The 14724-nt window shown below is 51.9% G+C and carries 7 protein-coding genes; 1 reads left to right on the forward strand and 6 read right to left on the reverse strand.

Features of this window, described 5'->3' with window-relative positions; genetic code table 11:
• Positions 1-276 precede the first annotated feature (276 nt).
• Positions 277-2724, reverse strand: coding sequence for an ABC transporter permease (locus CWM47_RS16985; RefSeq protein WP_100989446.1), 2448 nt, complete (start codon positions 2722-2724; stop codon positions 277-279).
• 270 nt (positions 2725-2994) lie between these two features.
• Here CWM47_RS16985 and CWM47_RS16990 point away from each other — a divergent pair, with 270 nt between their 5' ends.
• Entirely contained in the window at positions 2995-3840 is an 846-nt protein-coding gene (locus tag CWM47_RS16990; protein ID WP_262512023.1) for a class I SAM-dependent methyltransferase, read from the forward strand.
• Positions 3841-3901: 61 nt separating this feature from the next.
• On the opposite strand, the gene CWM47_RS16995 is transcribed toward CWM47_RS16990, so the two are convergent.
• The 5 genes from CWM47_RS16995 to CWM47_RS17015 form a co-directional block, all read right to left on the reverse strand.
• The gene (locus CWM47_RS16995) at positions 3902-6319 is read right to left on the reverse strand and encodes an ABC transporter permease (protein WP_100989448.1); all 2418 of its coding nucleotides are present in this window, start codon (positions 6317-6319) and stop codon (positions 3902-3904) included.
• Positions 6320-6332: 13 nt separating this feature from the next.
• Positions 6333-8738 carry an ABC transporter permease gene (locus CWM47_RS17000; protein WP_100989449.1) on the reverse strand — a complete coding sequence of 802 codons (2406 nt, stop codon included), beginning with the start codon at positions 8736-8738 and terminating at the stop codon, positions 6333-6335.
• 228 nt (positions 8739-8966) lie between these two features.
• Complete coding sequence (locus CWM47_RS17005; RefSeq protein WP_100989450.1) at positions 8967-9587, reverse strand: hypothetical protein; 621 nt, start codon at positions 9585-9587, stop codon at positions 8967-8969.
• Between the two features lie 167 nt (positions 9588-9754).
• Positions 9755-12178, reverse strand: coding sequence for an ABC transporter permease (locus tag CWM47_RS17010; protein ID WP_100989451.1), 2424 nt, complete (start codon positions 12176-12178; stop codon positions 9755-9757).
• Positions 12179-12220: 42 nt separating this feature from the next.
• Complete coding sequence (locus tag CWM47_RS17015) at positions 12221-14656, reverse strand: ABC transporter permease (RefSeq protein ID WP_100989452.1); 2436 nt, start codon at positions 14654-14656, stop codon at positions 12221-12223.
• Between the last annotated feature and the right edge of the window lie 68 nt (positions 14657-14724).

Consider the following 14724-nt stretch of genomic DNA (forward strand, 5'->3'; position numbering starts at 1 on the left):
ACCTGCTGGAACCGCTCCCGGTGTGAAGTGTGATGATTTTCGTCCCTACTTTAGGGCCCTGAAACAAATAAATTATCAGGGCGGCTTGTCGCTGAAATCTAACCGGACCGATTTTGACTGGAAAATAGCCCGTGGCATACAAGTCGTAAAAACACAGCTAGCGGAGGTTTAACTACTTGTAGGCCAGAGAACGTCGGCTGGTGGTTTCTGATCGGGCGCTGAGCCGCAAAGTATTGCCGGTCCACCGTGGTCCGGCAATACTTTGAGGGCTCTACGTTATTCCGACCGCAACGACTTGACCGGATTCATCAGGGCGGCTTTCACACTTTGGAAACTGACCGTTAGAATGGCGATGCCAATGGCCAGCAGGGCCGCCAGCCCGAACATCCACCAGGCAATATCGACCTTGTATTCGAAATTCTGCAGCCAGCGGTTCATGGCCCACCACGCTACGGGCGACGCAATGACAATAGCGATCAGAACCAGTTTTAAAAAGTCTTTGGAGAGCAATGTGACAATGCTCGCTACGGAGGCACCCAGTACTTTGCGAACGCCAATCTCTTTGGTGCGCTGCTCGGTGGTGAAAGCCGCCAGCCCGAACAGGCCCAGACAGGCGATGAAAATAGCGAGGGCCGATGCGACGGTAAACACTTGCCCATATTGCTGCTCGCTCTGGTACTGTTTGTTGTAATTGGCATCCACAAAATAAAACTCGAACGGATTGCCGGGGTAACTGGCTTTATATAGCCGTTCCAATTCGGCTAGCTTATCCTGCATGTGGTCCGTTGTGAGTTGAATCGTCAGATCGCTGGTCGATCGGCGGGGCATAAAAATGACCGGCTCGATGGCTTTTTGCAATCCCTGATGATGGTAATCTTTCACGATGCCCACAAGTTCGTAGGGTTGTATCCAGTTGATGATTTTACCAACGGCCTGCTCGGCCGAAGCAAAACCCAACTGTCGGGCTGCGGTTTCGTTGATCATCAGTTTACCGCTTTTCTCCCAACCCAATTCAGCTTCGCGAACCGTAAAATTTCGACCAGCTGCCAGTCCAATTTCGTATGTTTTCAGGAAGCGGTCGTCAATGATCCCCATCGAATAGCTTTTCTTCTCATCGCCGGGACGCGGGTTCTGTTTGGTAACGCTGTTCGCCGTGAAGTTGTAGAAGTTGCCCGGCACGATAGTCGTTTGCGAGAAGCTTTTCACATAGGGCAGTTGCGCGAGCTGGTCTTCCAGTCTGGTCGTTTTGGGAGCGAAAGGGCCATCCCCAATTTCGGGCCGCTTGATCACCACGCGTTGCGCCAGCCGAACGCCGAGGTCTTTGTTCTGCATGAATTGCAACTGCCGGTACAGCACCATTGTCGCGATCACCAGGGCCACTGATGCGCTAAACTGCGCGACGACCAGCGTTTTGCGTAACCAACCCCCTTTACCCGCCTGATAAGCGCCCTTGAGGGTTTTGATCGGCTGAAACGAGGTTAGTGTGAACGCCACATAGCCACCCGATGCAACGGCCCCAATAACCAGTAACAGCAAACCCGCCAACCAGAACCCGTTGGCGTTCAGCACATCCAGCGATAGTTCTTTAGCTACGAAGGCATTAAACGCATGCTGCAACGATGCGACCAGCACCAGCGCCAGCCCGAAACCAACGATGTTTAATAGAAGCGACTCGCCCAGAAACTGCACGATTAGTTGTCCCGGTGCCGCACCAATCACCTTCCGGACACCCACTTCTTTGGCCCGTTTCAGCGCACCCGCCGTCGATAAATTCACGTAGTTGAACCAGGCAATTAACAAGATCAGACCGGCAATGCCGCTCAGCAGATACACAAATCCCAAACTGCCACTGGTAGGATAGGTATCGCTCAAAGATGTAGCCAGATGCATACTGGTGGCGGGTTGCACCAGAAACAGGGTCTCATCTTCGGGCGTTACTTTCTTTTTATACGCATTGATTTTATCGGCCAATGCGGTATAGTTGGCGGGTATGCCGGGGGCTACTTCGGTAAGTTTCAGAAAGGTAGTCAGGTATTGACCGTCGAAACTGTCCAGCCGCGCCCAGTCATTGCCATTGAGGTTGGCGGGATTTGCCAGCGTTACCAGCGAGAAGACCGCATCAAAAATCAGGTCGGAGTTCTGGGGCATATCGGCATACACCGCCGACACCGTGTAAAGGGTTTTGCCAAACTGGTTGTTCAGTGTCAGTGTCTGGCCCAGCGGCTTTTTCTCGCCAAAATATTTTCGTGCCTGCGTCTGCGACAGGGCTACGGTATTGGGTTGCATTAGGGCTGATGCCACCGTTCCCTGTATAACCGGGAAGGTGAACAGCGTAAAGAAATTGGGATCTGCATACCCCAGTTTACCTTCCCGAAACGACTGCGCCGACTGGCCGTTGCTGCCGTTGGCGAAACTGACGATGCCATTCGCCGAATGCTCCCCGATGCGGCAGAAGTCGTTTACTTCAGGGAACTCCTGTTTTGCCAGTGGTCCCACGGCCGGAGCCATATCACTCACAATATCGCCCTCGCGGGTTTGGGCGAGTAGCCGGTATAATGTCGGCAGGTTTTTATGAAACCCGTTGACGCTCCGTTCGTAGGCCACATACTCCAGAATGAGTACGAAAGCTGCAATCCCCAGCGCCAGCCCGGTAATGTTGATAAGCGAGAACACCCGGTTTTTTCGCAGGGTACGCAGGGTAATTTTCAGGTAGTTCAGGAACATAAGGCAGGTAGTTGACAGGCAAACGACTAAACACCACTGTGGCCGATTAATAAGGCTCAACTCTTGTGCCACATCCTGAAATGGGCGATTCCAGCTAATCCAGGGGAATCGTTAACTAGCCCATGTCCGCAAATGGACAGGAACTGTCCGCTAATAAACTAAGTCGTGAACGTATCGCGCACTTGAGTTACAACGCAAAACCTTGATTGACTGTTAGCCGCTTGCTCAAATTAAACGAGGTCGGTAGATGGATTATGATACCTTTCACATATACGTTTCAATTCACTTGTCAAAAAGAAAGAAATGAATCCAAATAAAGCCTTGTGGGAAAAAGGGGACTTCACCCAAATTGCCGCAACCATGCGCACAAGTGGTGCCGCACTGGTTGCCCAGTTAGGTATCACCCAGGGACTTTCCGTTCTTGACCTCGCCTGTGGCGATGGTACCACGGCCATACCTGAGGCAAAGCTTGGCGCTACGGTTTTGGGCGTCGATATAGCCAGTAACCTCGTTGCCGCAGGTAACAAACGGGCCAGTGAAGCAGGGCTGACGAACTGCACCTTTCAGGAGGGTGATGCCTCAGATTTGACCGACCTGAGCGACCAGTCGTTTGATCTGGTTGTAAGTATGTTCGGCGCTATGTTTGCGCCAAAGCCCTTTGATGTGGCGAAGGAGATGGTTCGGGTTACCCGTCCGGGTGGACGAATCGTTATGGGAAACTGGATTCCGGGCGATCCTACGCTGGTGGCTCAGGTATTAAAGATCAGCTCGGCCTATACACCGCCACCGCCGGAGGGTTTTCTAAGTCCTATGCTGTGGGGTATCGAGAGCCATGTTATAGAGCGTTTTGAGAAAGCCGGTATCGCGAAGGAAAATATTACGTTCCTCCGTGATACATTTACGTTCAACGCGTCGTATTCACCTTCCGAATTTTTCAACACGTTTAAAAGCTACTACGGACCTACGATGAACGCGTTTGAAGCAGCCGAAAAGAATGGCAAGGCGCTCGAACTGGATCAGGCGCTGGACGCTTTATTTATCAGTCAAAACAAAAGCATTGACACGAATGTCACCAGCATACCCGCCACGTTCCTGCGGGTGACGGTTCACTGTTAATGGAATAAACCATCGGGGTTGTTGTAGAGACAACGCATGCATTGTCTCTACAACAACAGACCTACTCGGAACGTAACGATTTCACCGGGTTCATCAGGGCGGCTTTAATGCTTTGGAAACTCACGGTCACCAGCGCAATGCCCACGGCCAGAACACCCGCCAGCGCGAAGACCCACCATTCCAGGTCGATCTTGTAGGCGAAGTCCTGTAGCCAGCGGTGCATGGCGTACCAGGCAATTGGACTGGCCAGAACAATAGCGATGAGTACCAGTTTTAGGAAATCTTTCGACAGCAGCGCAATAAGGCTCGATACACTGGCTCCCAACACTTTACGGACGCCAATTTCTTTGGTCCGCTGTTGCGCCGTAAACGTAGCCAGCCCCAGTAAACCAAGACAGGCTACCAGCATGGCCAGCAGTGTGAAGAAGCTGAACACCTGACCAAACCGCTCGTCGGCCCGGTATTGCTTGTCGTACCGTTCGTCTAAAAAGGAGTAGTCGAAAATATCGTCGGGGAAGTACTGCACCCATGCCTGCTTCACGAGCGCAATCGTACGGGCCGGGTTACTGCCTGCCAGTTTGATGGATAACCGGCCATTCACGTCAGGGTCAAGGCGTAAAATAAGCGGTTCGTACGCTTCGCGAAGCGATTGCTGGTGGAAGTCGTCTACCACGCCGACAATCCTGAGTTTGTCGCCCCAGAAGTCGATCGTTTTGCCGAGTGCTTTTTCGGGACTATCGAAGCCCAGTTGTTTAATGCCGGTTTTGTTGAACAACACGGCATCTTTTGCCCCCAGCTTACTGTCAAAATTCTGACCAGCGATCAGCTTCATGCCAAACGCAGGCACAAAATCGTAGTCGACGCCGATTACCCGGTACTGCTTGCCTTCGGCTTCGGGCGTGCCAGCCAGCCGGATACCACCGGCGTTAAATTCTACTTTTTCGCCCGGAATATTACCCGACACGGTAACACTTTTACCGATAGCCTGCTGAAGTACAAATTCCTTGAACGCCTTCGTGCGACCCACCCGCGTGGAATCGTTTGATGGTCGACTCAGAATCATCGTCTGTCCAATATCAACGCCCAGGTTCTGGCTCCGCATGTAGTGCAATTGTCGGAACACCGTGATCGTACCAATCAGCAGAAAGATCGACGCTGAAAACTGAATGACAACCAGCGATTTTCGCAGGAAAACATCCTTTCGAAAGACTTTGATTCCGCTTTTCAGCACCGATACCGGATTGAATTTCGACAGCACAAAAGCCGGATACGCCCCTGATAAAAAGGTGCCTATACAATACATGCCGCCCAGCGAAAGACAGAACGGTACCGATGCAACGAATGTATAGGTCAGATGCTGATCGGTAAACTTGTTGAACAGGGGAATAGCCAGCACAATCAGCAGAAAGGCCACAACTACCGCAATGAAATTCAGCAACGCTGACTCAACCATAAACTGGCTGATCAACTGGCTACGGAATGAACCAACTGCTTTCCGCACACCTACTTCCTTGGCACGCCCAACGGCGCGGGCCGTAGCCAGATTGATGTAATTGATCCAGGCGATGGCAATGATGAAAAACGCCACGCAGAGCAGGATATAGACCGAATTGCCGTCGCCATTGGTGCTGGCCTCAAACATCAGATGCGAGTATAGATGAATGTCGGGCAGGGCTTGCAGATGAAGGACAAGCCCATTGCCTTTCTTGCTGTCGATCAGATCATGTTTAGCAAGATAAGCCGGAAATTTTGCGTCCAGTTTCTGCGGATCAACACCCTGCTTCAGCACCAGATAGGTCAGGCAGCCGTCCCAACTCCAGGCATTATCCAATACCCTGTCGGGGTCGTTTTTCGGATTGACTAACCGCTGAAACGTACTGAACGACAACAGGTAATCGGCTTTCAAATGCGTGTTCTGCGGGAAATCCTGGTACACACCCGTCACCTTAATCGGAAACTCGCGTTCTATTTTGATAAGCTTGCCAACCGGGCTTTTATTACCGAATAGCCGCCTTGCCAGCGAAGTCGATATAACACCCGTGTTAGGCTCCGCTAACGCGGTTTTCGGATTGCCGGTCAGCAATGAATAGGAGAATACATCGAAGAAGGATGTTGTCACAAACGCCCCTTTTTCGACGGTCATTTTCCGGTCGTTCGCTTCCAGAAACAGGTTTTCCCGCATGTACACTTTCGCGTAGCGATCTATTTCCGGAAACGCATCGGCCAGTTTGTTCCCCACGGCAAACGGGCCGCCTGCCCATTCGGTCGAGAGCACGCCCTTTTCGTAACGTTCGGCTTTGACCCGAAAGATACGGTCAGCTTTTTCGTGAAACTGATCATAGCTTCGTTCAACATCCACGTACTGAAAAATGAGCAGCGTAGCCGCCATTCCTACCGCTAACCCGGTGATGTTAATGAAGGCGAACCCTTTGTTTCGGAGCAGATTACGGAATGCGATTTTGAAATAGTTACGGAACATACTAGTGTTGGGGTTATTCAGAACGAAGCGATTTTACGGGATTCATCAGGGCGGCTTTCACACTTTGAAAACCAACCGTCATCAGGGCGATACCCACCGCCAAGAGACCGGCCAGCGCGAAAACCCACCATTCGATATCAATTTTATAGGCGAAACTCTGCAGCCACTCGTTCATGGCGTACCACGCCAGCGGTGTGGCAATCACAATCGCAATGACGACCAGTTTCAGAAAATCTTTGGAGAGTAGCGCGACGATGCTTACCACCGATGCACCCAGTACTTTGCGAACACCGATCTCTTTGGTGCGGGCTTCTGCCGCCAGTGCTGCCAGTCCGAACAAACCCAGACAGGCAATCAGCACGGCCAGAATGGTGAACGTAAGCAGTAACTGACCCTGCTTCTGCTCGGCTTTATATTGCCGGGAGAAGTTCTCATCCAGAAAATGGAAGCCTGGACTGGCAGCCGGGTCAAATTGTTGATAAACCGTTTTGATGTAAGCCATTGCCTCTTCTGCCTTGCCAGACCGGATACGGATATACAGGTTATCCTGGTCTTGGGGTGCCGGGATTTGGAGTACCAAAGGCTCTATCTTGTGCTGAAGCGAATAGGTGTGAAAGTCCTTGACGACGCCCACAACCTGCGATTCGACGGCCTCATCCATACTGACATACGACCGGACGCGTTTCCCAATCGGAGATGTCCACCCCATTTTCTTCACCAGTGCTTCGTTTACCAGCACGGCACCCGTTGCATCGCCGGGCGACGCTTCGCCCGGCGACGAGGCCGAGAAGTTGCGCCCTTCCAGAAGCTTGATTTGCAAGGTGTTCAGGTAGTCAGCATCGACAGCGAATTTTTGGACGGTCTGCGTGCTGGCGGGCATAATGCCATTCTGCTCGAAAATCATCCCTTTCGTGCCGATATTGTTGTTGCCAATGGGGTTGCTTGCCGCCGATACGGCTTCGACGAGCGGGCTTTTGCGCAGCTCTTCTTTCAGCGATTGAATCTGTTTGCGGGCGGCTTCATTCTCCAGATGGAACGTCAGCACCTGATCCTTATTGAAACCCAGGTCTTTGTGCAGCACGTAGCCCATCTGACGGTAAATAACCCACGAACAGGCAATCAAGCCCACGGCGGCCACGAACTGAAAAACAACCAGTGCCTGCCTGAATCCGATGCCGCCAACCTTGCTGCTCGTCTGCCCTTTCAGCGCGACCACCGTTCGGAAACCCGACAGGAACAGGGCAGGATAAAGGCCGCTGCCTGCTCCGAGCAACAAGGCAAACAGCGCCAGAACACCCAGCATCAACCAGGGGCCATAGGTCACTAAAGACAAGGACTTGTCGGCCAGCTCATTAAACAGCGGCAAGGCGATATTAGCAAATATTACCCCAACGACACTGGCCAGCAGCGCCATCAACATCGACTCCGTAATGAACTGCCCCACAAGCTGACTGCGGTGTGAACCAATTGCCTTCCGAACGCCCACTTCGCGCAGGCGGCTCATGGACCGGACGGTGTACAGATTCACATAGTTGATGCCCGCGATGAGCAGGATCAGGGCGGCTACCAGCGCGAAAATGTAAACAGTCTGGCTGTTGCCGTTGGCCCCGGCTTCGTAGTCCAGATGGGAGTGCAGGTGAATGGAGGGCAGCGGCTGGAGTTCCAGGCGGTACGCTACACCGTTGCCCATTTCCTTTTTCAGGTATTTGGGAAAGAAGCCGGTTAGCTTGGCCTCCAGGGCTTTGGCGTCGGCGGCTTTGTTGAGCAACACGTAGGTGTACAAATCGAAACTCTGCCAGCCATTGGTATAATTGGTTGGCAGGGAGCGCAACGCACTGAATTGTATGTGTGAATTTGTCGGCACATCGGCGATGACGCCCGTTACCGTATTGGGAAAGTTATTGCTGAATTCAACCGTTTGGCCAATAGCTTTGGCCGGGTCGCCGAACAGTTTTTCGGCCAGGCTTTTGGTCAGCACAATGCGCTGGGGTTGCACCAGTGCCGTGGCCGGATTGCCGTAGAGAAAGGGAAGTGTAAAGACATCGAATACCGATTGATCGGTGAACATGATGTCGTTGGCTTCGATTTTCTTATCGCGATACGTAATGACTCCACCGCCTTCGGTATTTAGTCGAACCGTTTTCTCGATCTCGGGATAATCGTTTTTCAACGCATCGGCAAAGGGGGCCGAGGTGGACGCCAGTTGAAGATTGCCACCGGCCCATTGGGCATACTGAACGACCCGAAAAATCCGGTTGGCTTTCGTGTGAAAGCGGTCGTAGCTTAGTTCATGCCATACATACAGCACCATCAGGCCAACAGCGGCTATACCCACGCCCATACCCACGATATTCAATGCACTGAACAGCCGGTTTTTCCAGAGATTCCGGAAAGCGATCTTGAGGTAGTTGCGTAGCATAATCAATCAGGAAATAGGCCCGGCTAAAATGTTTGTCAGGTATATGCCAAAAGTTGTACCACAAACTTAATTAGTTGACTTTTAGGTTGTTATAGTTCGTGTAAATAAGCAATGTCCGAAACTGGACAAGATTATGTTCAGTTGCGGACATCGTTGGTTTTACGAATCAGGTTGGTGATAGAGACAACACATGTGTTGTCTCTACAGTCAAAAACAAAAATTGCCCCGTTATCGACTGACTTTAGGAACGCCTATTGTCGTTTCAATATCGTCGATGATACGCTGGCGTTCCTGCTGGGATTTGTTTGGCGCGTCGATGGTACGTTCATAGGTGAAATCGTCCTCGTCTTTTTTAAACCGGTAGCGCAGGTGCAGCTTCCCTGATTCCTTGTTATAGCTGACTTCCTTGGTGTAAGGCTCTTTACCATCCACAACGACCACCTGGTTGTCGTTCCCGGATACGGATATGGTCTGGCCGTTGCTGGTAATGACAGCTACCGACTCACCGGGTTGTCTGAAAGAATGAAGCCGTGGTGAAGGTGGCGCTATTGGAGCGCGGGGGGGCATCGGCGCACGGGGAACCAGTGCTGTTCGTATCCTGGGCGGCTCGGGCATACTGACGTGCAGGGAATCGAGAATATGTTCTCGCAGGGCGTTCCGCTCGTCTTTGTTCAAGCCGGATACATCGAACGTGCGGTCGTAGTCGATTGGTTTGTCATCGACGGTGCCGTTGATGCGAATCGAGAGTGTCTTGCCATCGTCGTTGATACTGCGGCTGATGGACGTATTGTGCTGGGCCATTACCAGCGAGGTTGTTAGAGCGAGTAATGTTGTTGCCAAAGTTTTCATGTGCGTTGTTCGTTGGGTTTGATAGTTTTCTGGAGAGACAATAACTACCTAACAGACACCAATTTTCGCAGCATGTTGCGTCGGTAGGGGGAAGGGGAAGAAAGAAATTTTTGGATAGTGGTAGAGACAACGCATGCGTTGTCTCTACGTGCGTCGGCGTTTCGTTTCTATTCCGACCGCAACGATTTGACCGGATTCATCAGCGCGGCTTTGATACTCTGAAAACTCACTGTTAGCAGCGCGACACTCAGTACCGATAGGCCAACGAGGCCAAAAAGCCAGCCGCTTAAGTCCATGCGGTATACGAACGTATCGAGCCAGTTTCGGGCCGCATACCAGCCGATGGGTGTGGCGATCAGAAACGCTATTAGCACTAATTTCAGGAAGTTGAGGGATAACAGACGGGTTATTTCCAGCGTTGTAGCGCCCAGTACTTTCCGGATGCCGATTTCCTTGGTCCGTTGTTCGATCATCAGCGACACCAGACCGAACAGACCCAAACCCGCGATCAGAACGGCCAGTAGGGCGGCATCGGTGACGAGCTCCTTCCAACGGGCATCGTCAGCGTAGCTTTCCAGCCGGTCGTCTTCCATAAAGTGGTAGTCGAATGGCTGGTACGGAATTAGTTTCCTGAACTGGCTCTCGATGGTTTGAAGCCCTGCCGTTGTCTGGTTCGGATTAAGTTTAACGTATAGCTGATTCATCTGTTCCGGCTTCCCCAATTGCAGGAGAACGGGTTCGGGCTTATCGCGGAGGGACCGGTACTGGTAGTCACGCACAATACCCACCACCGTCAGATCGTGCTTAACGCTATTTTCTTCCCGTTGCACGATTTGCCCAATGGCAGGTTGGTCGGCAGAAAGAAATTGCTTCACGAAAGTTTCGTTGACCAGAATGTTGGAAATACTGTCGGCGGGATTGACGTGATTCAAACCCCGCCCCGCCAGAACCGGTACATTGACAAAGGACAGATATTGATCATCGATGTACTCACTGGCCGACTTAACCGGTTTGTTTCGGATGTAAAACGTGCCGGAGCGATGCCCGCCGGATTTCCGCGCCACAGACTCAATGCCGGGTCGGCTGCGCAGGGATTGTTTCACCAGTTCGCCCTGTTTCTCACGGCCCCAAGGAACGTATATACGCACCCGGTTGGCCCGTTCATACCCCACATTGGCCGTTTGAATGTAGTTGAATTGACCATGCAACACCGCCGTTCCGATCAGCAACACAATAGCAATCACGAACTGTAGAATCAGGAGTGATTTGCTCAATGTGTTCCGGCTCGCCAGCCTTACCCGGCCATATAACACATTCGTTGGATTGACCCCCGACAGGACTAGCGCCGGATAAAAACCCGCCAGCAGCGTAACGAGAATGATGAGGCCGCCAAACAGGCCGAGCGTTTGCGGATTAAGCAGAAAACTAATCTGTAAAGCCTTGTTGGCGAGGGTTGAAAACTGGGGCAACAGACTATAAACAAGGAATATGGCGGGTACGAAAGCCAGCAACGTCAGCAGGAAGGTTTCGCCGACGAACTGCCCGATGAGCTGGGCGCGGGTGCTGCCCGTTGCCTTCCTGATGCCAATCTCTTTGGTTCGGCGTAACGACCGGGCCAGCGTCAGGTTAATGAAGTTGATACAGGCCAGCAACAGAATGAGTCCGGCAATGCCACTCAGCACGTAGGAATATACCGACGAGGAACCCCGCATCAGCCCGTTACTTAACTCGTAGCGTTCGTTGAGGTGCATGTTGGTGAACGGTTGCAGGTGATAGGTCGAGCTAAAGGGGCCGTATTCGCTTTTGAGTTTGGCCAGTTGCTCACTGGCGCGACTGTTAAACACATCGGCTATTTTGCCTTCAACAATAGCCGGGTTGGCCGAAACGCCGTTCCGGTCGGCGCGCAACAGTATGAAAGTATTCAGGAAGCCATCCGACCAGTCGTTCTCGTTCCAGTCTTTGCGGTCTGGCGGCAGCGACGCCACAAACGGGCGCAGCACATCGAAGCGAATACTCGAATTCATAGGGGGTGCTTTCACAACGCCCGTGATGCGGTAGTTCTCGAAACTCCCACCCGCGTCGATGGTCATGAACCGGTTCAGAACATTGGTCGTGCCGAAATACTTGAGGGCAATTTCATCAGTAACCACCACATTGCCGGGGTCATTCAGCAACGTGCGGGCATCCGATCCCGCCAATAACTCAAAACTGAACAGCCGAAAAAATGACGTGTCGACGTACATGACCTGCTGATAGATGCCTTCGTTTTTGTGCCGAAACAGCATCTCATAACCCTTCACCCGGCAAAAGTCGGCTACTTCGGGCAGGTCAGCCTTAAACGCTGGTCCCTGCGGTAAACCCGTAGCGCCCGTTACGACTTCGTTACCGGTAGCGGTTTTCGTGTCCAGCACCACCCGGTAAAGCTGATCGCCCTGTTTATGAAAGCGGTCGAACGAAACTTCGTCCTGCACAAACAGCATGATGAACATAACGGCGGCCAGCCCCGCACTCAGGCCAACGATATTGATCGTGCTGAGCGACCAGTTGCGGATCAGATTCCGCCAGGCGATTTTGAGGTAGTTGGTTAGCATATTTTTTTGTAGAGTAGAGACGCGAAGGGTCGCGTCTCTACATTATTCCGACCGTAAACTTTTCACCGGATTCATCAGGGCTGCTTTCACACTTTGGAAACTCACGGTTAGCAGGGCGATGCTTATCGCCAGCACACCCGCCATCGCGAAGACCCACCACGACAGGTCGATCTTATAGGCGAAGTCCTGCAACCATTTATCCATCACATACCAGGCTACGGGAACGGCAAGGAGAATAGCGATCAAAACCAGCTTTAAAAAGTCTTTGGAAAGCAAGCCAACAATACTCGCGACCGATGCGCCAAGTACTTTGCGAACGCCAATCTCTTTGGTGCGCTGCTCGGCGGTGAACATAGCCAGCCCGAACAAACCAAGACAGGCAACGAAAATGGTGAGGCCTGCAAATAGACCGAGAATCTGACCGATTTTCTGCTCCGATTTATAGACGTTGTTGAAGCGATCATCGAGAAACGAATAGGTAAACGGCGCTTCGGGAGCGAGTTGATCCCATTGTTTTTTCAGGTTGGCCAGCAAGCCGGTGAGGTCTTTGGTTTTCACTTTCACAATCACGGTGCCTCCCGTTTGCCCTAATGTCATGACCAATGGTGAGATGGGCTCGTGCAGGGACTTGAAATGGAAATCTTTCACGACGCCGATGACCCGGAAGGTTGACGTATGGCCCTGGTTATCGGAGTGACTGATGGTATGGCCCACCGCATTTGACCAGCCCAATGTTTTGGCGGCTGTTTCGTTCAGAATAACGCCCAATGAATCGGTGCCATACGTTTTGGAGAAATTTCGGCCAGCCGCCAGTTGCATACCCAGGGTTGGCATATATGCATAATCGACATAATAGCGAAGCGTTTTTACGAGTTGGGTGGTGTTCGTTTCCGGGTACACGAAAAAGTTGTTGTTGTTGCTGGGCCCCGCCGGTAAATAGGTGGATGTACTTACGTTTACAACGCGGGAGTCCTGCATGACCTGCTCCCGGAATACGGTCTCGTTTTTACCTAACAGCCAGGTTTCGGGCAATACCAGCACCTGCTCTTTATCATACCCTAATTTTTTGTTCCTGATGTAGTTAAGCTGTTGATAAACAACGGTTGTGCCAACGGTCAGAATAATTGAAATGGAGAACTGGACAACAACCAGCCCGCTCCGCAAGCCAATACTCTGGCGGCTACCCGTAAATTTGGCACTTTTCAGCACAACGATCGGCTTGAACGACGACAGGAAAAAGGCGGGGTAGCTACCCGCCAGTATGCCAACCAGTACACCCAGAAGCAACAGGCCGGGCAAGAGCCAGAACGTAGTGAAGAAATTTAAGGTCAATGCCTTGTCCGCCAATTCGTTAAAGGCCGGTAGTGCCAGGTACACCAGCCCGACGGCGAGTGCCAGTGCCAGGGCTGTCAGCAGGAGTGATTCGACTAAAAATTGACTGGTCAGGCTGCTTCGCACCGAGCCCATTACTTTCCGAATACCGACTTCTTTGGCGCGTTTTGCCGCTCCGGCTGTAGACAGGTTCATAAAGTTGATGCAGGCAATGATGAGCATGAACAGCGCGATTGACCCAAAAATATAGACGTACTGAATGTTGCCGTTTGTACCCAGATCATAAGCGAAATCCGAATGCAAGTGAATGTCTGTGAGTGGTTGCAGATACAAACCTATATCATTGCCTTTTTTGCGGAATTGAGCCAGACTCATGCCCATAGATTGCTGCAATTGAGGCCCCATGTATTTTTCAACGACCTGCGGCAGTTTGGCCTCCAATTGGGTATAATCGTAACCTTTGGGAAGCACCAGATACGTAAAGAATTCAGAGGTCATCCAGGATGACGCCTTAGCCTCCGGGATGCTGGACATCGACAGGAACAGGTCAAAATGAAAGTGAGAGTTGACGGGAACCTGATCGATAACGCCCGTAACCTGATAGGTGGCGTTCCAGCTTTTCATCGCGATCATTTTCCCTATCGGGTTCTGATTGCCAAAGTATTTGCTGGCCATTGCCTTCGTAATGACGGCGGTGTTGGGTCGGTTCAGGGCCGTTTTTGCATTCGGTCCGGCGTCCCGGCCTTCCAGAAGCGGCAGTGTGAATACTTGAAAAAAGTTAGAATCGACAAAGGCGACGGAGGCATCTCTGAATGTCTTGTTGTCGACCGTAACGACCGGAACGCCCCCCTGACGAATTCGGGTCGCTTCCTCTACTTCCGGGTAGTCGGCCTTTAGGGTTTGCGCAGTTGGCGGCATCACGTGGGCCTCGTTCATTTTGCCTCCTGCCGATGTTCCCCGGAAAATAACGCGGACGATGCGGTCGGCCTTTTCGTTGAAGCGGTCGTAGCTCAATTCGTCGAGCACGAACAGCATAATAAGCAGACAAGTCGCCAGCCCCAGCGCTAACCCGACGATGTTGATAGCCGAGAACGCCCGGTTGCGAACCAGATTCCGCCAGGCGATTTTGATATAGTTTTGTAACATGGGTACTCGACGTTTGTGCAGACTAAATATTGCTTGTATATACCCAAATGGCGTACCATAATTTCAAG

Origin of the sequence: Spirosoma pollinicola, from assembly GCF_002831565.1 — a bacterium.
GTDB classification, from domain to species: Bacteria; Bacteroidota; Bacteroidia; order Cytophagales; family Spirosomataceae; genus Spirosoma; species Spirosoma pollinicola.